Below are 21,868 nucleotides of genomic sequence, written 5' to 3'. Positions count from 1 at the left end.
CACACGGACCGGATCTCTCAGGCCTGCCCGCCGGTGGACCAGGTGTAGCGGTGTTCCGGGCGGCCCGTCTCGCCGTACCGCAGCGTCAGCCGCACCCTGCCGGTCCTTTCCAGCAGCTTTAGATAGCGCTGGGCGGTCTGCCGGCTCATCCCGGCGCTCTCCGCGATCTCCTGCGCGGAGAGCGGCCCTTCGGCGCTCCGGAGTGCTTGTTTGACCAGCTCCGCCGTGGTCGGTGAGTGGCCCTTGGGCAGGTCGGGTTCGCCCGTCGCCCACAGGGCGCCGAAGAGCCGGTCCACCTCACCCTGCTCCGCCTCGCCGCCGCCTTCGAGGGTGTGGCGGAGAGTCGCGTACGCCTCCAGCTTGGTACGCAGCCCCGCGTAGGTGAACGGCTTCACCAGGTACTGCAGCGCGCCATGTCGCATGGCCTCCTGGACGGTGACGACGTCGCGCGCCGCCGTCACCATGATCACGTCGGTGTGGTGACCGAGCCTGCGCAGCTCACGCACCATCGTCAGACCGTTGCGGTCGGGCATGTAGTGGTCCAGAAGGACCAGGTCCACACGCTGTTTCTCGATCGTGGCGAGGGCTTCGGCGGCGGAGTGCGCCTGGGCGGCCACCCGGAATCCCGGCACCCTGGAGACATAGGCCGCATTGACCTTCGCGACCCGGATGTCGTCATCCACGACCAGGACCTCGATCACTGAGCCTCTCCCGCGGTGCCGGTTTTCGGTTCGGTCATTTCCCGTTCAGTCATTTCAGGGTCCGTCATGTCCTGGACGGCCAAGGCTTCCGGCAGTACGACGGTGAACTCGGCGCCACCGTCCGCGGCCCCGTCGACAGTGACTCCGCCACCCTGCCGTTCCGCCAGCCGCCGCACCAGTGCAAGACCCAGGCCGCGCTTGCCGTGCGCCGGGAGTTCCTTCGTCGACCAGCCCTCCGTGAAGATCGATTCGCGTTGCCCGGGCGGAACCCCGGGGCCGCTGTCGCGGACCCGCAGCACCACGGTACGGCCCTCGGCGCGCAGGCCCACCTCGATCAGGGCACCGTCCGCTCCGGCCGCCGCGTCCAGTGCGTTGTCCACGAGATTGCCGACGACGGTGACCAGCCCGCGAGGGTCCACCAGCCGGTCCGGTAGCAGGGTCCCGGGGGCCATGCGGAGCGCGACGCCGCGCTCCGCCGCGACCGTGGCCTTGCCGACCAGCAGGGCGGCCAGCAGGGGGTCGTGCACCTTCTCGGTGACCTGCTCGGCCGTTGCCCGGTGGACGCCGACGACCTCGGTGACGTACTCCATGGCGTCCTCGCGCATGTCCAGCTCCAGCAGTCCCAGGAGGGTGTGCATCCGGTTGGCGTGCTCGTGGTCCTGGGCCCGCAGAGCGTCGATCAGGCCACGGGTGGAGTCGAGCTCGCGGCCGAGATGTTCGAGTTCAGTGCGGTCGCGGAGGGTGGCGACGGCGCCGCCGTCGTCGGTCGGCATCCGGTTGGCGAGCAGGACCCGGGTGCCCTGCACCGTCAGCAGATCGTTGCCGACCACCCGGCCGGCCAGTACATCAGCGGTCCGCCCCTCGCCGAGCACGGCGTCGAGCGGGCGGCCCGCGGCATCGGGGCCGAGCCCGAGTAGCCGCTGCGCCTCGTCGTTCAGGAGCCGGATGCGGCCGGTCCGGTCGAGTGCCACGACCCCTTCCCGGATGCCGTGCAGCATCGCCTCGCGCTCCGTCAGCAGCGCGGAGATATCGGAGAAGGCGAGGTCATGGGTCTGCCGCTGGAGGCGCCGGGAGATCAGATAGGCGGCCAGCGCCCCGACAGCGAGCGCCCCGCCCGCGTAGGCGAACAGCCCGGGAATCGCCGCGAGGAGCCGGGCGCGGACACTGTCGTACGCGATCCCGACGGAGACCGCGCCCACGATGTGGTCCGTCCCGTCGCGCAGAGGCACCTTCCCGCGGGCCGAGCGACCGAGCGTGCCGCTGTCGATCTCCATGACGTTCCGGCCGGCGAGCGCGTCACTCGGGTCGGTGGAGACAACCTTGCCGATCTGGTCGGTATCGGTGTGTGACCAGCGCACCCCGCGCCGGTCCATGACGACGATGTACTCGGCGCCGGTGGCGCGTCTGATCCGCTCGGCCGCGGTCTGCACGGGCCCGGTGGGGGCCGGGGCCGTGGAGAGCAGCGACTCCGTGATCTGTGGCTGGGCCGCCGTGCTCTGCGCGATGGCGAGTACGGTGACACCGGTGGCGATGGCCAACTGCATCAGCAGGACCTGGGAGAAGACCCGCTGTGGCCAGCCGAGTCGGCGTGCTCTTCTGGCGGTGGGCGGTGGTGCGCTCATCATATGAACGGTAGAGGGCATTCCGATGCTTTCCGAAATTCCCTTCCACTGTTCGAGATTCTCCTCGTCCATCCCTCTCTTCGGAGGGAATCCCCGCCTTCAGGACTCTGCTGAGGAATGCGTGATTCAGGGCTGGGTCGTTGGTCCGTCACGATTGTTGTGGCGTGGGCGGGAGGGCCGAGAGAGATGTCGCTGGAGCCACGGGCTGATCGTGGGGTGCCGGAGGTGACGGCCCGGGTGGTGCGGGCAGCGTTCCCGAAGGGGACGATGGCGGTGCGGATCCGGGAGGCGTTGGGTCCGCTGTTTGAGGACGAGGCGTTCGCCGGGGCGTTTGCCGTCCGGGGACGTCCGGCTGTCTCGCCGGGGCGTTGGCTTTGGTGTCGGTGTTGCAGTATGCGGAGGGGCTGACCGATCGGCAGGCCGCTGACCAGGTGCGGGCCCGGATGGACTGGAAGTTTCTGCTCGGCCTGGAGCTGGACGATCCCGGGTTCGATGCCTCCGTGCTGAGCCTGTTCCGTTCCCGTCTCATCGAGCACGGACTGGAACAGACGACGCTGGAGCTGGTGCTGGAACGCTTGCGCGGGCTGGGCCTGCTGAAGGCCGGTGGCCGGCAGCGGACCGATTCCACGCATGTGCTGGCGGCGGTGCGGACGCCGAACAGGATGGAGTTCGTCGGCGAGACGCTGCGGGCGGCGCTGGAGGCGCTGGCGGTCGCTGCCCCGGCATGGCTGTCCGGCCTGGTCACGGCCGAGTGGGCCGAGCGCTACGGGCCGCGCGTGGACGACTACCGCTTCCCCAAGGGCGAAGAGGTCCGTGAACAGTGGTCTGAGCAGGTCGGACGGGACGGGTTCGTCCTCCTGGAGGCGGTCTACGCCCCCGCGGCTCCGGACTGGCTGCGCGAGATCGAGGCGGTGCAGGTCCTGCGGGTCTCCTGGGTCCAGCAGTACCACCGCGACGAGAGGGGGGTGCGCCGGCGGGAGGGCAAGGATCTCCCGCCGGTTCATCACCGGTTGTGCTCGCCCTATGACACCGATGCCCGTTACGGGATCAAGCGCGGCTCGGGCTGGACCGGCTACAAGGCCCACCTGACCGAGACCTGTGAGCCGGATGCGCCGCACGTGATCACGCAGGTGGCCACCACCGATGCCGTGGTGGCCGGCACTGAGATGACCGAACCGGTCCACCAGGCGCTCGCGGAACGGGAGTTGCTGCCGGACGTGCATGTCGTGGATGCCGGCTACACCACTGCCGCCCTGTTCCTGTCCGCGACCGAGCGGGGTATGGAACTGCTCGGCCCGGCCCCGCACGACAGCAGCCACCAGTCCCGAGAGGATCAGGGCTTCTCCCGCGCCGACTTCACCATCGACTGGGACAACGAGAGCGCCACCTGTCCAGGCGGGCACCGAAGTTTCGAGTGGTGGGAACAGAAACACCACCGCAACGGCACTCCGGTCCTCAAGGTGTTCTTCCCCGCCGAGCACTGCCGCCCCTGTCCGAAGCAGACGTCGTGCACCAAGCCCCCGTCCGGACGCCGGGGCAGGGGCATCACCTTCCTGCCCCGCGGACGGCACGAGGCACTCGAAGCCGTCCGCCAGGCCCAGGAGACCGACAATTGGAAGAACCGTTACGCGATCCGGGCCGGGGTCGAAGGCACGATCTCCCAGGCCGTCCGTGTCACCGGCCTGCGCCGTACCCGCTACCGCGATCTACCCGCGACCCGCCTCGGCCACGTCTTCGCCGCCACCGCGCTCAACCTCATCCACATCGACCGATGGCTGACCGGCACCCCACTCGGCGGCACCCGCACCTCCCGCCTCGAAGCTCTGATGCTCGCGGCCTGACCACCCGAATCACGCATTCCTCAGCAGAGTCCTTCAGGCGGGGAGGGAATCCGATCTCGGGACTGCTCTAACTCTCAGGCTGGAGCGGACGTTTTTGCTGCTCGATGTACTGCTTGACGATATCCAACGGTGCGCCACCGCAGGACCCGGCGAAGTAGGAGCCCGACCAGAAACGGCCGTGCATGATGAAGCGGTTGACACGGCTGGTGAACTCCTGTCGCAGGTAGCGGGATGAAACGCCCTTGAGCGAGTTCACCAGGGCCGACAGGGCGACCTTCGGCGGGTAGTGCACCAGGAGGTGCACGTGATCCTCTTCGCCGTTGAACTCGATCAGCTCCGCGCCGAAGTCCGTGCAGACGTTCCTCATGATCTCCTCGCAGCGCGTCAGCATGGCGTCGTTGAAGACTTCGCGCCGATACTTCGTCACGAACACCAAGTGTGCGTGGAGGTTGTGGACGACGTGACGGCCCCGACGGACCTCGGGATTCGGTTCCCAGCGTGGTGACATGAACCAATCGTAGTATGCTCGAGCGAGCTCGACCGGAAGGGGGGTGGGCCGGTGATCCGTGCGTACAAATTCCTCATGCGGCCCACCGTGGGTCAGGCACAGGCTTTGAGTGAGATGCTGCGCGACCACTGTTCGCTGTACAACGGGGCGTTGCAGGAATGTCGTGACTCCTTCCGGCACGTGTCGAGGACGAGCATCACGTACGGGCAGCAGTCCGGGCAGCTGAAGGAGATCCGGGCGTTCGATTTGGAGCGGCAGGGCCGCTGGTCCTTCTCCTCGCAGCAGGCCACGCTGCGTCGCCTGGACAAGGCGTTCGGTGCGTTCTTCCGGCGGATCAAGGCCGGCGAGACGCCTGGCTACCCGCGCTTTCGTGGGGTGAACTGGTTCGACACGGTGGATTTTGCCAAGGACGGCGACGGCTGCCGCTGGGACTCCACCCCGCACGACCCCGTTACCCGGGTCCGTTTCCAGGGCGTCGGGCACGTCAAGGTCAACCAGCACCGTGCGGTGGTCGGCAAGGTCAAGACCGTCAGCGTCAAGCGCGAGGGCCGCAAGTGGTTCGTCGTGCTCACCGCCGAGCAGGACCGGCCCGAACCGCTCCCGCCCACGGGCAGCGTCGCCGGTATCGACCTGGGCATTGCCTCGTTCCTCACCGACTCCAACGGCGTACACGTCCCCAACCCGCGCCACGGCCGCAAGGCCGCCGCGAAACTCGAAGCCGCACAGCAGGCCCTGAGCCGGTTCCCACGCCGCAAAGCCGAAGACCGCACGAAAAACCACCAGCGGGCCGTGGAGAAGGTTGCCACGCTCCACGGCAAGGTCCGACGCCAGCGGCTCGACCACGCGCACAAGACCGCGCTCGCCCTGGTCCGTGAGCACGACTTCATCGCGCACGAAGACCTCAAGATCCGCAACATGAGCAAGGCCCCCGCACCGAAGCCCGACCCTGGAACGCCGGGCACCTTCCTGCCCAACGGGGCAGCGGCGAAATCCGGGCTCAACCGTTGCATTGCCGATGCCGGATGGGGGGTGTTCCTGACGATCCTGTACGCCAAGGCTGAGAGCGCCGGACGGGAAGTGATCGCCGTGGACCCCCGCAACACCTCCCGCACCTGCCCCGAATGCGGGCACACCGCCAAGGAGAACCGGCCCACACAGGAGAAGTTCCACTGCGTCTCGTGCGGCCACCAGGCACACGCCGACGTCGTTGGAGCAACCAACGTTCTACGGGCCGGGCTGGTCCGCCGCTACGCCAACCAGGCATAGCGAGAAGCCACCCCGTTCACGGGGTGGAGGAGTCACATTTACGTAACCTGCTTGCACTTCTTGCGCCAGTCAGGCGCGCATGACGCGACGACTTGCTCAGATGGCGCAGAAGGTGGGAGCCAGCGAGGCCACGGTCAGCCGGGTGCTCAACGGCAAGCCCGGCGTCTCCGATGCCACCCGGAAGGCCGTCCTCTCCGCGCTCGACGTCCTCGGTTACGAGCGCCCGACCCGGTTACGCGGCGAGCGGGCCCGGCTGGTCGGCCTGGTGCTTCCCGAGCTGCAGAACCCGGTTTTCCCCGCCTTTGCCGAGGCCGTCGGCGGCGCGCTCACCCAGCAGAGGCTCACCCAGGTGCTGTGCACCCAGACCAAGGGCGGCGTCTCCGAGTCCGACTATGTCGAGCTGCTCCTTCAGCAGCAAGTGTCGGCCGTGGTCTTCGCCGGTGGGCTCTGCAGCGCAAACCGGCCGCCGCCCGCGCGATCGCCGCGGAGTCGGGCACCACCGTGCCGGACGAGCACATGGCCCGGGCCATGTGCTCGCTGGAGGGCGGGCAGGCCGCCGCCATGCGCCAGCTCGACCAGGGCGTCACGGGCATCATCTGCGCCAGCGATCCGCTCGCGCTCGGAGCTGTGCGCGGCGCGCGCCGCCGTCGAGCTGCTCTGCGTGCAGATCGGGGGGCGTACCATGCCGTCCGACGAACTGCTCTTCGAGCCGGAACTGGTGGTGTGCGGCTCCACCGCCCAGCCGCCGCGCACCGCTTCTCGCTGACCGTCGCGATTTTGCGTTGCACGGGCTGTCTACTGCAGCGGTCCACCCGCGGGGGTGGGCAGCGGCTGAGGGGGACGGGGGCCTTCGTACTGGCCGCTGGGGCGTATACGCAGCGGCCGTTCCCCGTACTCCTCCAGTGCATGTGCGATCCAGCCCGCCGTGCGCGACACGGCGAACACCGTCTCGCCCGCCTCCGCGGCCATGCCCGAGGAGACCGAGAGCACGGCGAGCGCCAGGTCGACATTGGCGTGCAGGGGTGCGTGGCGGGCGGTCGTGGTGACCACGTCGCGCGCTGCAGCGAGCGCGGGGGCTGCCTGCGGGACGTCCGCGAGCAGGGCGAACAGCGTCTGCGCCCGTGGGTCCTCGGAGGTGTACAGGCGGTGGCCGAGCCCCGGGACCCTGCGTCCGGTACGGAGATGGTCCGCGACCACCGGTACCGCGCTGCCCCGCTCCAGGACCTCGGTCAGCATCCGGTGCGCCAGACTGCTCGCGGCCCCGTGCAGCGGGCCCTCCAGGACTCCCAGGCCCGCGGAGACCACCGCGTACGGATGGGCATGGGCGGATGCGGCGACCCTGGCGGCCAGTGTCGACGCCGCGAGATCGTGGTCGATCAGCAGAGCGAGGGCGGTGTCCAGCGCGGTGACTGACGGCTCGTCGGCCGGCCGGGCAGTGAGCTTCGGCCACAGCCTCCGTGCCAGCCCGACCCCGCTCACGTCCGCCCTCCCTCCGGATCCGTCACCCGTCGATGATGCGCGCGAGGCCAGGGGCAGCGCTCCGACCAGGGTCGGAATCAGGCTCCGTGCACTGGCGAGCACTGCCTCGCGCGAGAGGTCGAAGCGGAGCGGATCGGCGGTCGCCGCGGCGATCACGGCCACCCGCAGCCGGTCCGTCGAGCCGCTGTGCGCGGGCAGTGCGTCGACCGCCCGGCCTGCCGCAGCCAGCGCCTCAGCAGGTGCCGTGAAACGGATGTCGGGCCGCAGATGGCCGGTCCAGAGCCATTCGGCGACCTCCTCGTAGGCGTACTGCCTGGCCAGTGCGGTCGCGTCGACGCCACGGAAGTAGTAGCGGTCGCTCTCGATCAGGGTGATGCCGGTACGGAAGACCAGATCACCGGTGGCGGCCGAGGACTCCCGGCGGCCCGTGCGCCGGGCCAGCGCATCGACCTCCGCGACGTCGAACGTGCTGCCGCGTCCGCCGGGAGCGCGCCTGCTGCTCAGCTGGCCCCGGCTGACATAGGCGTACACCGTCTCGGGTTTCACACCGAGGCGCTCAGCCGTCTCCCGGGTGCTGAGCCGCTGCCGGGCCGTCGCACCGGGGCCGTCACCGGGTGCTGCTTGATCCTTCATGTCGCCAACCGTATCCATATTGATTCAATCAATATTGACAGGATTGAAGTCAATCATAGATGGTCGAATCAATATTGATGAGATTCACCGGGACGCTCACGGAGGAAGAGATGCCGACCATGACCAGCGGAACCCCGCTCGACGTACCCCGAGGGCTCGCCGGAGTCGTCGTCACCGACACGGCCCTCGGCGATGTCCGCGGGCGTGAGGGCTTCTACCACTACCGGCAGTACTCGGCGATCGAACTGGCACGGACCCGCAGCTTCGAGGACGTCTGGTACCTGATGTTCGAGGGCACGCTGCCCGATGCCGCAGCCGGTGCCGAATTCGCCGCCCGCACCGCCGCACTGCGCCGACTGCCCGCGGAAGTACGCGAGGCCCTGCCCGCCATAGCCCGCGCGGGAGCCGTCTCCGGGCCCCTGGCCGGCCTGCGCACCGCCCTCTCGCTCCTCGGCGCCTCGGTCGGCTTCCGGCCGGTGTACGACATCGACGCCGACCGGCGCCGCAGTGACGCCCTGGCCGCCTGCGCCGCCATCCCCACCGTGCTCACGGCCCTGTACCGGCTCGGCCAGGGCCTCGAACCGGTCGAGCCGCGCGACGATCTGCCCTACGCGGCCAACTACCTCTACATGCTCGCCGGTTCCGTACCGGACACCGCACGCGTCAGGGCCGTGGAGCAGTACCTGATTTCCACCATCGACCACGGCTTCAACGCCTCGACCTTCACCGGCCGCGTCGTCGCCTCCACCGGCGCCGATGTCGCGGCCTGTCTGGTGGCGGCCGTCGGCGCGCTCTCCGGACCGCTGCACGGCGGAGCACCCAGCCGCGCCCTCGACACCCTGGACGCCATCGGCACCCCCGACCGCATCGACGGCTGGATCCGCGAACGGGTGCTCGCGGGCGAGCGGATCATGGGCTTCGGTCACCCCGTGTACCGCACCGAGGACCCGCGCTCACGCATGCTGCGCGGAATCGCCCAGGGCTTCGGCGGCCCGCTCGTCGACTTTGCCGTCGAGGTCGAACGGCAGGTCGAGGCGATCCTCGCCGAGCTCAAGCCGGGCCGTGAACTGCACACCAACGTGGAGTTCTACGCCGGAGTCGTCATGGAGCTGTGCGGGCTGCCGCGCGAGATGTTCACGCCGACGTTCTGCGCGGCGCGGGTGGTCGGCTGGAGCGCCAATATCCTGGAGCAGGCGGAGGACTCGAAGATCATCCGCCCCGCGGCCCGATACGTCGGTACGCCCCCGTCACAGCTGGTCCCGGCGCCCTGACGCCCCCGAGGAAGGTCCCCGTTGAACCCGTCGTCCCCGCCCCGCAAGCAGCAGATCCCGGTCATCGTCCTTGCGGGGTTCCTGGGATCCGGCAAGACGACACTGCTCAACCACCTCCTCCGTAATCGTGCGGGAAATCGGATCGGCGTGATCGTCAACGACTTCGGCTCCATCGAGATCGACGCCATGACGGTCTCGGGGCAGGTCGGCTCGACGGTCTCGCTGGGCAACGGATGCCTGTGCTGCGCAGTCGACGTGAGCGAACTCGACACCTTCCTGGAGACGCTGACCCGGCCCGCCGCCCGCCTCGACGTGATCGTCATCGAGGCCAGCGGACTCGCGGAGCCGCAGGAGCTCGTGCGCATGCTTCTGGCCAGCGAAAATCCGCACATCGTGTACGGGGGACTGGTGGAGGTCGTCGATGCCGCAGAGTTCGATGCCAGCCGGGAGCGCCATCCGGAGATCGACCGCCACCTCGCTGTCGCCGACCTTGTCGTGCTCAACAAGACCGACCGGGTCGGGAGCGAGGAGCAGGCCCGTATCCGGGACGTCATCGCTGCGGCAGGTGTCCCGGCCGGCGACGCAGCGGCGGGTGGCAGCGCGGCCGCCGTCATCTGCGCCACGTACGGACGCATCGACCCCGAGCTGCTCTTCGATCCGGCGCTGCGGCCGGACGGTGAGGAGAAGGCGCGCCAGCTCACTTTCGAGGATCTGCTCCTGGCGGAGCGGGCCGAGGAAGAGGCCGACGCCGGACACGGTCACCATCTGCATGCCGTGTACGAGAGCGTGTCCTTCACCGCGGACGTACCCATGAACCCCCGCCGATTGATGGAGTTTCTCGACTCCAGGCCGCAGGGTCTCTACCGGATCAAGGGGTTCGTCGACTTCGGCGTGGGCGACCGCGGCAACAAGTACGTCCTGCACGCGGTCGGCAGGTTCCTGCGGTTCGACCCGCAGCCGTGGACCCGCAACGAACCGCGCCTCACGCAGCTGGTGCTGATCGGCTCAGGTATCGATCCGGAGCAGCTGCACAAGGAGCTGGCCGACTGTCGCGAGAGCGCCGCGCCGACGCCTGACACGACGCAGGACGCCGCACATGAACGAAGCATGTGGGGCGTCCTGCGGTACGTGCAACGGCCCTACGACGACGCGTAGCGGCAGGCCACGCGTCGTCGGCCGACTGCCTACACCGGCCCCGCGATCACCGCGACCGGCTTGGCCAGCGGCGTCCCCGAACCGTCGCGCCGCGGGTCGGGCTCCGGCAGCTCGGTCGGCGTGCCGTTCTTCTGCGCGGCCCGGGCAGGCGTCGCGCCCGCCCAGCCGAACACCAGGACGTCCTCGCCCTTGAGGAACCTCTGGCAGCGCACCCCACTGGTGGCCCGGCCCTTGCGCGGATACTGGTCGAACGGGGTGAGCTTGGACGTCAGCACCGAGTCGTCCAGCGTGCCGTGCGAGCCCGCCACCGTGAACACCACGGCGTCCGCCGCCGGATCCACCGCCGTGAACGAGATCACCTCGGCATCCGCCGTGAGTTTGATCCCCGCCATGCCTCCCGCGGGCCGGCCCTGCGGCCGCACCTGCGCCGCCGGGTAGCGCAGCAACTGAGCGTCGGACGTGATGAAGACCAGGTCCTCCTCGCCCGTACGCAGTTCGGCCGCGCCGACGATCCGGTCACCGTCCTTGAGGGTGATGACCTCCAACTCGTCCTTGTTGGCCGGGTAGTCCGGCACTACCCGCTTGACGACCCCCTGCAGAGTGCCGATCGCCAGGCCGGGGGAGGCCTCGTCGAGCGTGGTGAGGCAGATGACCTCCTCGTCGCTCTCCAGCGTGAGGAACTCCGAAACCATCGCACCGCCCGAAAGGTTGGGCGCGGCATGGGTGTCCGGCAGCTGGGGCAGATCGATCACCGCGAGCCGCAGCAGCCGCCCCGTGGACGTCACCACGCCCACATCGCCACGTGCCGTCGCCGGTACGGCCGACACGATCACATCGTGCTTGGCACGCTTGGCGTCCTCGGCGAAGACGATCGGATCGTCATTGGCGGTGCGGGCCAGCAGGCCGGTCGAGGACAGCAGCACCCGGCACGGGTCGTCCGCGACCTCGAGCGGCACCGAGGCGACCTGCGAACCGGCCGACTCCAGCAGCACCGTACGCCGATCGGTGCCGAACTTCTTGGCGACTGCGGCCAGTTCGGAGGAGACGAGCTTGCGCAGCTCGGTGTCCGATTCGAGGATGACGGTCAGCTCGTCGATCTCGGTGTTGAGCCGGTCCCGCTCGCTCTCCAGCTCGATCCGGTCGAACCGGGTCAGCCGGCGCAGCGGGGTGTCCAGGATGTACTGCGTCTGGGTCTCGCTCAGCGAGAAGTGCTCGATGAGCCGCTCCTTCGCCTGGGCCGAGTTGTCGCTGGACCGGATGAGCCGGATGACCTCATCGATATCGATCAGTGCGACGAGCAGGCCCTCGACCAGATGCAGCCGGTCGCGACGTTTGCCCCGGCGGAACTCGCTGCGCCGGCGCACCACGTCGAAGCGGTGGTCGAGATAGACCTCGAGGAGCTCCTTGAGGCCCAGAGTGAGCGGCTGTCCGTCGACCAGCGCCACATTGTTGATACCGAAGGAATCTTCCATCGGAGTCAGCTTGTAGAGCTGCTCCAGCACGGCCTCCGGCACGAAGCCGTTCTTCACCTCGATGACCAGGCGCAGGCCGTGCTCGCGGTCGGTCAGGTCCTTCACGTCCGCGATGCCCTGGAGCTTCTTCGCCGAGACCAGATCCTTGATCTTGGCGATCACCTTTTCCGGGCCGACGGCGAAGGGAAGTTCGGTGACGACCAGGCCCTTGCGGCGCGCCGTCACATTCTCCACGGCGACGGTCGCACGGATCTTGAACGTGCCGCGCCCGCCGGCGTACGCATCCTTGATGCCACCCAGGCCCACGATCCGGCCACCCGTCGGCAGATCGGGACCGGGGACGAACCGCATCAGGGTCTCCAGGTCCGCACCCGGATGCCTGATCAGATGGCGGGCGGCGGCGATGACCTCGCCCAGGTTGTGCGGCGGCATATTGGTCGCCATGCCGACCGCGATCCCGGACGAACCGTTGACCAGGAGGTTCGGGTATGCGGCCGGGAGAACGGTCGGCTCCTGCTCCTGACCGTCGTAATTCGACTGGAAAGCGACGGTGTCCTCGTCGATCGACTCCGTCATCAGTGACGTCGCGTCGGCCATCCGGCACTCGGTGTACCGCATGGCGGCCGGCGGGTCGTCGTTTCCGAGCGAGCCGAAGTTGCCGTGGCCGTCGACCAGGGGGAGCCGCATGGAGAACGGCTGTGCCAGACGGACCAGCGCGTCGTAGATCGACGTATCGCCGTGCGGGTGCAACTTGCCCATGACCTCGCCGACGACACGGGCGCACTTCACATAGCCGCGGTCGGGGCGCAGGCCCATCTCGTTCATCTGGTACACGATGCGGCGGTGCACCGGCTTCATGCCGTCACGGGCGTCCGGCAGGGCCCGTGAGTAGATCACCGAGTACGCGTACTCAAGGAAGGAGCCCTGCATTTCGTCGACGACGTCGATGTCGAGGATCTTTTCCTCGAAGTCGTCCGGCGGCGGGGTCTTCGTGCTGCGGCGGGCCATCGCTGCTGCGACTCCTTCACGGATTCTGTTCGGGCAACCTCAGGTTCTGACGCGGACCATTGTGGACCGCCGCACTGACATCGCCGACCTCGACCCGTCCCAAGAGCAGTTCCCGACCCCTGCCGAGGTGGTTTCACGACCCATCCCGCGGGGGATGCGCCCCTCTTTCACGCGAACTTCCGCAGTATGGGAACTTCGCCAGGTGCCTGTGCGCTTGCTTACAGTGGCAGGTCTCGCAGGAAATCCAGTATCGCGATCGAAGGGACGTACATGCCCATGGGTCACACGGCCACAGCCCAGGCCGGCTCCGGCGGTTTGACAGCGACCGAGCACCGTCTGGCCAACGGCCTGCGCGTGGTGCTCTCCGAGGACCATCTGACCCCGGTCGCCGCGGTCTGCCTCTGGTACGACGTCGGCTCGCGCCACGAGGTCAAGGGACGTACCGGTCTGGCTCACCTCTTCGAGCACCTGATGTTCCAGGGCTCCGGCCAGGTCAAGGGGAACGGACACTTCGAGCTGGTGCAGGGAGCCGGCGGTTCGCTCAACGGGACCACCAGCTTCGAGCGCACCAACTACTTCGAGACCATGCCCACGCATCAGCTGGAGCTGGCTCTCTGGCTCGAGGCCGACCGGATGGGCTCGCTGCTCGCCGCGCTCGACGAGGAGTCCATGGAGAACCAGCGCGACGTCGTCAAGAACGAGCGCCGCCAGCGCTACGACAACGTCCCCTACGGCACGGCGTTCGAGAAGCTGACGGCACTGGCCTACCCCGAGGGTCACCCGTACCACCACACGCCGATCGGCTCGATGGCGGACCTGGACGCCGCGACCCTCGAGGACGCCCGCACCTTCTTCCGTACGTACTACGCGCCCAACAACGCGGTGCTCTCGGTCGTCGGCGACATCGACCCCGAGCAGACCCTCGCCTGGATCGAGAAGTACTTCGGCTCCATTCCGTCCCACGACGGCAAGCAGCCGCCGCGCGACGGCACGCTCCCCGAGACCATCGGCGAGCAGCTGCGCGAAGAGGTGCACGAGGAGGTTCCGGCGCGGGCGATGATGGCCGCCTACCGGCTGCCGCACGACGGAACCCGTGAATGTGACGCGGCAGACCTCGCGCTGACCGTGCTCGGCGGCGGCGAGTCGTCGCGGCTGCACAACCGCCTGGTCCGCCGTGACCGCACGGCCGTGGCGGCCGGGTTCGGGCTGCTGCGGCTGGCCGGTGCGCCCTCGCTCGGCTGGCTGGACGTCAAGACGTCCGGTGGCGTCGAGGTGCCGCAGATCGAGGCCGCGGTCGACGAGGAGCTTGCCCGGTTCGCCGCCGAGGGCCCCACGCCCGAGGAAATGGAACGTGCGCAGGCCCAGTTGGAGCGCGAGTGGCTGGACCGGCTCGGTACGGTCGCGGGCCGCGCCGACGAACTCTGCCGGTTCGCCGTGCTGTTCGACGACCCGCAGCTCGCCCTGACCGCCGTACAGCGGGTACTCGATGTCACCGCGGCAGAGGTCCAGGCGGTCGCCAAGGCCCAGCTGCGCCCCGACAACCGGGCGGTGCTGGTCTACGAGCCGGTCGAATCGGCCGAGCCCGCAGACGCAGCGGACACCGAGACCGGCGTCGACCGCGCCGACGACACCGACGCGTACGAAGGAGCGGACAAGTGACCGACGCTGCCGCGACTGGAGTTTCGATGAAATACCACCCGCAGCCGGCCCCCGGCCTCGCCCGCCCCTGGGCCTTCCCCGCGCCGGAGCGAGGCGCGCTGCCCAACGGCCTCACGGTGCTGCGCTGCCACCGCCCCGGCCAGCAGGTCGTGGCGGTCGAGATCTTCCTCGACGCCCCGCTGGACGCCGAGCCCGAGGGCCTCGACGGCGTGGCCACGATCATGTCGCGAGCGCTGTCCGAGGGTACCGACAAGCACACCGCCGAGGAGTTCGCCGCTGAGCTGGAGCGCTGCGGCGCCACCCTCGACGCGCACGCCGACCACCCCGGCGTCCGGGTCTCCCTGGAGGTCCCGGCCTCCCGGCTGGCCAAGGCGCTCGCGCTGGTCGCCGAGGCGCTGCGGGCGCCCGCCTTCGCCGACAGCGAGATCGAACGGCTGGTACGCAACCGGCTCGACGAGATCCCCCACGAGCAGGCCAACCCGGCCCGGCGCGCCGCCAAGCAGCTCTCCAAGGAGCTCTTCCCGGCCGCGGCGCGGATGTCGCGCCCGCGCCAGGGCACCGAGGAGACTGTGGAGCGGATCGACTCGGCGGCCGTGCGTGCCTTCTTCGACGGCCACGTCCGGCCGTCCACGGCGACCGCCGTGGTCGTCGGCGACCTCACCGGCATCGACCTGGACGCCCTGCTCGCCGACACCCTCGGCGACTGGTCGGGAGACACCGCGGAGCCTCGTCCTGTCCCGCCGATCACAGCCGACGACACCGGCCGAGTGGTGATCGTCGACCGTCCGGGCGCGGTGCAGACGCAGCTGCTGATCGGCCGGATCGGCGCCGACCGGCACGACAGCGTGTGGCCGGCCCAGGTGCTGGGCACGTACTGCCTGGGCGGCACGCTCACCTCCCGGCTGGACCGTGTGCTGCGCGAGGAGAAGGGCTACACCTACGGCGTACGGGCCTTCGCCCAGGTGCTGCGGTCGTCGGCCCCGGATTCCGCCTCGGGGGCGACCGGTGCCGCGATGCTCGCCATCAGCGGATCGGTGGACACGGAGTCCACGGGACCGGCGCTGAAGGACCTGTGGACGGTCCTGCGGACCCTGGCGGCCGAGGGGCTGACCGATGAAGAGCGTGAGACGGCCGTGCAGAACCTCGTGGGTGTCGCACCGCTGAAGTTCGAGACGGCGGCCTCGGTCGCGGGCACTCTCGCCGACCAGGTCGAGCAGCACCTCCCGGACGACTACCAGGCACAGTTGTACGCCCGGCTCGCGGAGACCGGCACGGTCGAGGCGACCGCTGCGGTTGTCAACGCTTTCCCGGGTGACCGGCTCGTCACGATCCTCGTCGGTGACGCGTCACAGATCGAGGAACCGGTCCGGGCCCTGGGCATCGGAGAGGTGTCGGTGGTCGTCGGCTGACGGGCGTACCCGTCGTGGACACCGGACGACCGGCCGGGCCGAGGCGGGTGCCCCCCGCCTCGGCCCGGCCCGTTGCGTGTGACAGTCCATGGTCGACTTCCACCTTTGACCGAGCACCGAAGGCAACGGCCGGTCCACTGACCCGTCATACGTCCGCATATCGGGACAGAACGAAGATCCCTGTGAGCGAAATCTCGCCGGAGTCTTCCTTTTTGTCCGTTTTGGCGGTGAGGTTGCCTGCCTGCCCTGTGGGATGCGCTACAAAATGGCCTGTCCGTTTGGTGAATGTCAGTGACCCCGCTTAGCGTCGGCCGGGCTGTCCGTCACTCGTATGCCGCATCCGTGACGTACCGGGCAGCCATCGCCGAGTCCCCGTCAGGCGCGAGCCTGGGGAGCCGGGGACCCATGCAGTCCCTGGGGTGAATCGGATGCCTGAGCCCAGATGAGGCCAGGGCGTCCGTAGGAGACCTTCCTGCTCCGAACCCGTCAGCTAACCCGGTAGGCGAGAAGGAAGGAAAGGATCAGCCACTTCATGGCGTTCACCCGTGCCACCGGGAAGCATCGTGCCCCGAGCCGACTGACGCGCAGCAGCGCGAAGATCGCCGGCGTCGCGGCTCTGGCCACCACCGGCGTCATCGGCGGCATGGCCTCTCCGGCCCTCGCCGCGGACTCCTCCGTCAGTGAGACCGGTCTGAACCAGGTCATCGCCATCGAGGGCACCCTCGCCGACCAGATCGACGCCCAGGCCGACGCGCAGAAGCGCCAGGCCGATGTCGCGGCGAAGGCGAAGGCGGAGGCCCAGCGGAAGGCCGAGGCCAAGAAGAAGGCCGAAGCCAAGAAGAAGGCCGAGGCCGAGGCGAAGCGCGCGGCCGAGGCGCGCGCCGAGAAGGCCCGCGCCGCCCGGTCCGCCGAGCGCACCCGACTGGGTTACTTCCAGCTCCCGGTCGCCGGTTCGTACGTCACCACCGGCTACAAGTCCAGCGGCTCGCTCTGGTCCTCCGGCAGCCACTCGGGTATCGACTTCCATGCCGCGTCCGGCAGCTCCGTCGTCGCCGTCGGCGCCGGTACGGTCGTCGAGGCCGACTGGGGAGGTGCGTACGGCAACAACATCGTGCTCCGGATGGCGGACGGCACGTACACGCAGTACGGCCACCTCTCCTCGATCGGCGTCTCCGTCGGCCAGAGCGTCGGCGCGGGCCAGCAGATCGGCCTCTCCGGCTCGACCGGCAACTCCACCGGACCGCACCTCCACTTCGAGGCCCGGACCACGCCGTCGTACGGCTCCGACATGGACCCCGTCGCGTACCTGCGCGCCCACGGCGTCAACGTCTGACCGACGCTCCACCCGCAGCACCCCTTCGAAGGCCCCGGCAGCGCGCCGGGGCCTTCGCCGTGCCCGCCCGCAGTACCTGCTCCCCGAACCGTCCTGTGGCCAAAAGATATTCATGAATTTCCACCCGGCATCGGAAATGCGGCTGCATTGCAATAGAGTCGCAGAACAGGCGTCGGTCGGCCGCGTTTCGCGGGAATCAAGGCGGAGGTTCAGACATGCGTATTCCGGCGCATTCGGTATGCACGGCGATCCGTGACGACATCGTCTCCGGTTTCTTCGAACGCGGAAGCCGGCTTACCGAGGAGTTGCTGGCGCGCCGTTACGGGGTCTCCCGTGTCCCGGTACGGGAAGCGCTGCGCACCCTGGAGTCCGAGGGCTTCGTGGCCACCCGCCGGCACGCGGGCGCCTGTGTCGCCGAGCCCACCGAGGAGGAGGCCGCCGACCTCCTGGAGGTCCGGATGCTGCTGGAGCCGCTGGGTGCCGCGCGCGCCGCGCAGCGCCGCACCGGGGCGCATCTCAAGGTATTGCGCGGTCTGGTCAGGCTCGGCCGGGAGCGGGCCCGGCGGGGCGAGGGGGAGGACCTGCGTTCACTGGGTGGCTGGTTCCACGAGACGTTGGCGCAGGCCTCCGGCAGTCCCGGCCTGATCGCGCTGCTCACCCAGCTCCGGCACAAGATCGCCTGGACGTACACGGTCGAGCAGCCGGCCCGCCCGGTGGACTCCTGGGCCGAGCACGGGGCCATTGTGGACGCGGTGGCGCGGGGTGACGCGGGGTGACGCGGAACGGGCCAGGGCGCTGGCGACCCAGCACGCCGAACGGGCCGCGGCCGCGCACCGGCTGCGCCGCGCCGACCGGCCGGGCCGCCGCGCCGACGCCTCGCGCGCCGACCGGGTGAGGACTTCGCAACATTCCGTAAACGCCACGGGTGTTCGGCATTAACAATTACGCCGTATACAAAGAGTTGTGATTCTGTGAGGGCCTTCTTTGGGCTGCCCGAATTTGCTCCGGCGGTTCCGGGTCGGGAAAGTAAAAAAGCCGCGGCCCCCAATAAGGGTGCCGCGGCTCTCTGGCAGAAAATGGTTCAGACGGTCTCTGGAAGCTCATCGAGCCCTTCGGCGACCAGCTTCGCCAGACGGTCCAGGGCGGCTTCGGAGTCGTCGGCCTCGGACGCGAGCACGATCTCCTCGCCGCCGTGCGCGCCGAGACCGAGCACCGCGAGCATGGAAGCCGCGTTCACCGGGTTGCCGTCGGCCTTGGAGATCGTCACAGGGACGCCGGAAGCCGTAGCGGCACGGACGAAGATGGAAGCGGGGCGGGCGTGCAGGCCCTCGGCCCAACCGACGTTGACGCGGCGCTCAGCCATGGTTCTGCCCTTCACGAATCAATGGTTGTCTAGACCAGTCTCTCATGTGGTGCGCGATGCTCCGGCCGACCCGCGGCACGCCCGCAACCCGTGCTGGACCGCCGATCGGCCCCCTCAGACTGCCCCGGCCCCAAGGCCTACGCGACCGCTGACGGAGCCGTAGTCTTTGCGCATGCAGCCCTCGCCGGAGCAGAGTCCGCATCACGCGTACCCCGATCACTGGGAAGCGGACGTGGTCCTCCGCGACGGAGGAACCGCCCGGATCAGGCCCATCACCACGGACGACGCCGAACGGCTGGTCAGCTTCTACGAGCAGGTCTCCGACGAGTCGAAGTACTACCGCTTCTTCGCCCCGTACCCGCGTCTGTCCGACAGGGACGTGCACCGCTTCACCCATCACGACTACGTCGACCGGGTGGGGCTCGCGGTCACGGTCGGCGGCGAGTTCATCGCGACCGTCCGCTACGACCGGATCGACGAGCGGGGCAGGCCCGCTTCCGCGCCCGCCGACGAGGCCGAGGTCGCCTTCCTCGTCCAGGACGCACATCAGGGCCGGGGCGTGGCATCGGCGCTCCTCGAACACATCGCTGCCGTCGCCCGCGAGCGCGGCATCCGCCGCTTCGCCGCCGAGGTGCTGCCCGCCAACAACAAGATGATCAAGGTGTTCCGGGACGCCGGGTACACCCAGCAGCGCAGTTTCGAGGACGGCTCCGTCCATCTCACCCTGGACCTCGAACCGACCGCCGAGTCGCTCGCCGTGCAGCGCGGTCGTGAGCAGCGGGCCGAGGCGCGCTCCGTGCAACGGCTGCTCGCCCCCGGATCCGTCGCTGTCATCGGCGCGGGCCGCACTCCCGGCGGGGTCGGCCGCACGGTCCTGCGCAACCTCCTCGGGGCCGGCTTCACCGGCCGTACGTACGCAGTGAACCGCGCCTTCGCAGCCGACCAGGGCACGATCGACGGTGTCCCCGCCCACCGTTCCGTGGGCGAGATCGACGAACAGGTGGATCTCGCGGTCGTCGCCGTCCCCGCCGACCGGGTTCCGGAGGCCGTCGCCGACTGCGGTGAGCACGGCGTCCAGGGCCTGGTCGTCCTCTCCGCCGGGTACGCCGAATGGGGCGCCGAAGGCAGGGAACGGCAGCGTGAACTGGTCCGCCAGGCCCGCTCGTACGGGATGCGGATCATCGGCCCGAATGCCTTCGGTGTCATCAACAACTCCGAAGCCGTCCGGCTGAACGCCTCCCTCGCCCCCGAGCCGCCCGCCCCCGGACGCATCGGCCTCTTCACTCAGTCCGGAGCGATCGGCATCGCGCTGCTCTCCGGGCTCTACCGGCGCGGCGCGGGCCTGTCCACCTTCATCTCCGCCGGCAACCGCGCCGACATCTCGGGCAACGACTTCCTGCAGTACTGGTACGAGGACCCGGACACCGATGTCGCCCTGCTGTACCTCGAATCGCTCGGCAACCCCCGCAAGTTCACCCGCCTCGCGCGGCGCACAGCAGCCGTGAAGCCGGTGGTCGTGGTGAAGGGTGCCCGGCACAGCGGCTCCACCCCACCCGGCCATGCGGTGCCGGTCAGCCGGATCCCGGACGCGACGGTATCCGCGCTCATGCGGCAGGCGGGCGTGATCCGCGTCGACACCGTGACGGAGATGGTCGACGCGGGTCTCCTCCTCGCCGATCAGCCCCTCCCGGCGGGCCCGCGGGTCGCGATCCTCGGCAACTCCGAATCGCTCGGCCTGCTCACCTACGACGCCTGCCTGGCCGAGGGGCTGCGCCCGCGCCCGCCCCGCGACCTCACTACCGCCGCCACCCCGCAGGACTTCCGGGATGCCCTGGTCGAGGCCCTCGCCGACGAGGGCTGCGACTCGGTGGTCGTGACGGCGATCCCGTGGGTGGGCGAGAACGGCGAGGCGGAATCGGGCGACGGCGAGGTGCTGGCGACCGCGCTGCACGCGGCCGCCGCAACCGGTCCCGCCAAGCCGGTGGCCGTCGTCCATGTGGAGATCGGCGGTCTGGCGGAGGCCCTCGCCGCGGCCACCAGCACGGTCGCATTGCCGCGTCCTTCGACACAGTCCTCCGCGGCCGCGACACCCCCGCGCGCCGGAGCCGCCACCACGACCGGCCCCGCCCCCGCGCATACCCCCTCAGCACCCGGAACCGGCAGCGGCACCGCCGCCACCGATGAGGGCAGCGAGGACGGCGCCGGTGCCGGCGCGGGCACCGATGGCAGCCCTGGCATCCGGATCGGCCGGATTCCCGCCTACCCCGCCGCCGAGCGGGCCGTGCGTGCCCTGGCCGAAGCGGTGAGGTACGCGCAGTGGCGACGGCTGGCCGCTGTGCCCGGCAAGGTGCCCGAGTTCCTCGACGACACCATCGACGAGCCGGGCGCCGCCGCCCTGATCGACACCCTCCTCGGCCCCGACCCCGACCCGCGGGGCAGACCACTCGCACACGACGAGGCGCGCGAACTCCTGGGTTGCTACGGCATCACCGTACGGCCGACGCTTCCGGCCCCCGACCCGGAAGCCGCTGTCGCCGCGGCGGCACAGCTCGGCTATCCCGTGGCGCTCAAGACCACCGCGCCCCATCTGCGTCACCGTGCCGATCTCGGCGGTGTCCGGCTGGACCTCGCCAACGAGAGCGCGTTGCGCCGGGCGTACGGCGAACTGACCGACCTGCTCGGCAAGCCCGCCGAGCTCCAGCCCGTCGTCCAGGCCATGGCGCCGCGCGGCGTCGACACCGTCGTACGGGCCACGATCGACCCGGCGGCGGGTGCCGTCCTCTCCTTCGGGCTCGCGGGCGCGCCCTCCGAACTCCTCGGCGACACCGCCCACCGCCTCGTTCCGGCCACCGACCGCGACGTCGCCGAGCTGATCCGGTCCATCCGGGCGGCGCCGGTGCTGTTCGGCTGGCGTGGCGCGGCGCCCGTGGACACCGCGGCGCTGGAAGAGCTGCTGCTGCGGGTGTCCCGGCTGGTCGACGACCATCCCGAGGTGGTTTCCATCGCCCTGGAACCGGTCGTGGTCGCCACCCAGGGGCTGACCGTCCTCGGCGCGAGCGTCCGGCTCTCGCCGCCCCCGGCCCGCACCGACCTCGGCCCCCGCCGCCTCCCCAACTACTGACCGGCGGCGCACCGTTTCGTCCCCGAT

The 21,868-nt window shown here is 69.7% G+C and carries 13 protein-coding genes, 3 pseudogenes and 1 riboswitch; of the genes and pseudogenes, 10 read left to right on the top strand and 6 right to left on the bottom strand.

Annotated elements, in window-relative coordinates:
* Nucleotides 1–17 precede the first annotated feature (17 nt).
* Nucleotides 18–701, bottom strand: a complete 684-nt coding sequence (locus OG953_RS11620) for a response regulator (protein WP_405684007.1) — start codon at nucleotides 699–701, stop codon at nucleotides 18–20.
* Nucleotides 698–2,323, bottom strand: coding sequence for an ATP-binding protein (locus OG953_RS11615; protein WP_405684005.1), 1,626 nt, complete (start codon nucleotides 2,321–2,323; stop codon nucleotides 698–700). The genes OG953_RS11620 and OG953_RS11615 overlap by 4 nt, the downstream gene beginning before the upstream one ends.
* A gap of 186 nt (nucleotides 2,324–2,509) precedes the next feature.
* Here OG953_RS11615 and OG953_RS11610 point away from each other — a divergent pair.
* Nucleotides 2,510–4,164: pseudogene (locus OG953_RS11610) on the top strand (IS1182 family transposase).
* 67 nt (nucleotides 4,165–4,231) lie between these two features.
* Here OG953_RS11610 and tnpA read toward each other — a convergent pair.
* The gene (gene tnpA, locus OG953_RS11605) at nucleotides 4,232–4,672 is read right to left on the bottom strand and encodes an IS200/IS605 family transposase (RefSeq protein WP_405684004.1); all 441 of its coding nucleotides are present in this window, start codon (nucleotides 4,670–4,672) and stop codon (nucleotides 4,232–4,234) included.
* A 51-nt stretch (nucleotides 4,673–4,723) separates the two neighbouring features.
* Here tnpA and OG953_RS11600 point away from each other — a divergent pair, with 51 nt between their 5' ends.
* Together OG953_RS11600 and OG953_RS11595 are read left to right on the top strand one after the other, a co-directional pair.
* Nucleotides 4,724–5,938, top strand: coding sequence for an RNA-guided endonuclease InsQ/TnpB family protein (locus tag OG953_RS11600; protein ID WP_405684003.1), 1,215 nt, complete (start codon nucleotides 4,724–4,726; stop codon nucleotides 5,936–5,938).
* A 79-nt stretch (nucleotides 5,939–6,017) separates the two neighbouring features.
* A pseudogene (locus OG953_RS11595) lies at nucleotides 6,018–6,704 on the top strand (LacI family DNA-binding transcriptional regulator).
* A gap of 29 nt (nucleotides 6,705–6,733) precedes the next feature.
* On the opposite strand, the gene OG953_RS11590 reads toward OG953_RS11595, so the two are convergent.
* Nucleotides 6,734–8,050, bottom strand: coding sequence for a citrate/2-methylcitrate synthase (locus OG953_RS11590; protein WP_405684002.1), 1,317 nt, complete (start codon nucleotides 8,048–8,050; stop codon nucleotides 6,734–6,736).
* 110 nt (nucleotides 8,051–8,160) lie between these two features.
* On the opposite strand from OG953_RS11590, the gene OG953_RS11585 reads away from it, so the two are divergent.
* Complete coding sequence (locus OG953_RS11585; protein ID WP_405684000.1) at nucleotides 8,161–9,321, top strand: citrate synthase/methylcitrate synthase; 1,161 nt, start codon at nucleotides 8,161–8,163, stop codon at nucleotides 9,319–9,321.
* Nucleotides 9,322–9,342: 21 nt separating this feature from the next.
* Nucleotides 9,343–10,476 carry a CobW family GTP-binding protein gene (locus OG953_RS11580; protein ID WP_405683999.1) on the top strand — a complete coding sequence of 378 codons (1,134 nt, stop codon included), beginning with the start codon at nucleotides 9,343–9,345 and terminating at the stop codon, nucleotides 10,474–10,476.
* A gap of 29 nt (nucleotides 10,477–10,505) precedes the next feature.
* On the opposite strand, the gene OG953_RS11575 is transcribed toward OG953_RS11580, so the two are convergent.
* Nucleotides 10,506–12,956: a DNA topoisomerase (ATP-hydrolyzing) subunit A gene (locus OG953_RS11575; protein WP_405683997.1), complete on the bottom strand. Its 2,451-nt coding sequence runs from the start codon at nucleotides 12,954–12,956 to the stop codon at nucleotides 10,506–10,508.
* 270 nt (nucleotides 12,957–13,226) lie between these two features.
* Between OG953_RS11575 and OG953_RS11570 the strand changes: the two genes are divergently transcribed.
* The 4 genes and pseudogenes from OG953_RS11570 to OG953_RS11555 all read left to right on the top strand — a co-directional run bounded on the left by OG953_RS11570 (nucleotide 13,227) and on the right by OG953_RS11555 (nucleotide 18,296).
* Entirely contained in the window at nucleotides 13,227–14,615 is a 1,389-nt protein-coding gene (locus OG953_RS11570; protein WP_405683996.1) for a M16 family metallopeptidase, read from the top strand.
* Nucleotides 14,616–14,641: 26 nt separating this feature from the next.
* Entirely contained in the window at nucleotides 14,642–16,024 is a 1,383-nt protein-coding gene (locus OG953_RS11565) for a M16 family metallopeptidase (RefSeq protein ID WP_405691774.1), read from the top strand.
* Nucleotides 16,025–16,376: 352 nt separating this feature from the next.
* Nucleotides 16,377–16,544: riboswitch (cyclic di-AMP (ydaO/yuaA leader) on the top strand.
* 12 nt (nucleotides 16,545–16,556) lie between these two features.
* Nucleotides 16,557–17,357, top strand: a complete 801-nt coding sequence (locus tag OG953_RS11560) for a M23 family metallopeptidase (RefSeq protein ID WP_405683995.1) — start codon at nucleotides 16,557–16,559, stop codon at nucleotides 17,355–17,357.
* Between the two features lie 215 nt (nucleotides 17,358–17,572).
* Nucleotides 17,573–18,296, top strand: a pseudogene (locus tag OG953_RS11555) (GntR family transcriptional regulator).
* A gap of 142 nt (nucleotides 18,297–18,438) precedes the next feature.
* Here OG953_RS11555 and OG953_RS11550 read toward each other — a convergent pair.
* Complete coding sequence (locus OG953_RS11550; protein ID WP_093898943.1) at nucleotides 18,439–18,720, bottom strand: HPr family phosphocarrier protein; 282 nt, start codon at nucleotides 18,718–18,720, stop codon at nucleotides 18,439–18,441.
* Between the two features lie 172 nt (nucleotides 18,721–18,892).
* Between OG953_RS11550 and OG953_RS11545 the strand changes: the two genes are divergently transcribed.
* On the top strand, nucleotides 18,893–21,841 hold the full coding sequence (locus tag OG953_RS11545; protein WP_405683993.1) for a GNAT family N-acetyltransferase: 2,949 nt from the start codon (nucleotides 18,893–18,895) through the stop codon (nucleotides 21,839–21,841).
* Nucleotides 21,842–21,868: the final 27 nt, after the last annotated feature.

The organism is Streptomyces sp. NBC_00057 (assembly GCF_045041165.1).
Classification (GTDB): Bacteria; Actinomycetota; Actinomycetes; order Streptomycetales; family Streptomycetaceae; genus Streptomyces.
This window is presented reverse-complemented; position numbering and strand designations above follow the sequence as displayed.

Coding starts and splice junctions, on each gene's coding strand:
- OG953_RS11615 (WP_405684005.1), bottom strand. CDS start 2,323: ATGAGCGCACCACCGCCCACCGCCAGAAGAGCACGCCGACTCGGCTGG.
- OG953_RS11545 (WP_405683993.1), top strand. CDS start 18,893: ATGCAGCCCTCGCCGGAGCAGAGTCCGCATCACGCGTACCCCGATCAC.
- OG953_RS11560 (WP_405683995.1), top strand. CDS start 16,557: ATGGCGTTCACCCGTGCCACCGGGAAGCATCGTGCCCCGAGCCGACTG.
- OG953_RS11590 (WP_405684002.1), bottom strand. CDS start 8,050: ATGAAGGATCAAGCAGCACCCGGTGACGGCCCCGGTGCGACGGCCCGG.
- OG953_RS11550 (WP_093898943.1), bottom strand. CDS start 18,720: ATGGCTGAGCGCCGCGTCAACGTCGGTTGGGCCGAGGGCCTGCACGCC.
- OG953_RS11565 (WP_405691774.1), top strand. CDS start 14,642: ATGAAATACCACCCGCAGCCGGCCCCCGGCCTCGCCCGCCCCTGGGCC.
- OG953_RS11570 (WP_405683996.1), top strand. CDS start 13,227: ATGCCCATGGGTCACACGGCCACAGCCCAGGCCGGCTCCGGCGGTTTG.
- tnpA (WP_405684004.1), bottom strand. CDS start 4,672: ATGTCACCACGCTGGGAACCGAATCCCGAGGTCCGTCGGGGCCGTCAC.
- OG953_RS11575 (WP_405683997.1), bottom strand. CDS start 12,956: ATGGCCCGCCGCAGCACGAAGACCCCGCCGCCGGACGACTTCGAGGAA.
- OG953_RS11585 (WP_405684000.1), top strand. CDS start 8,161: ATGCCGACCATGACCAGCGGAACCCCGCTCGACGTACCCCGAGGGCTC.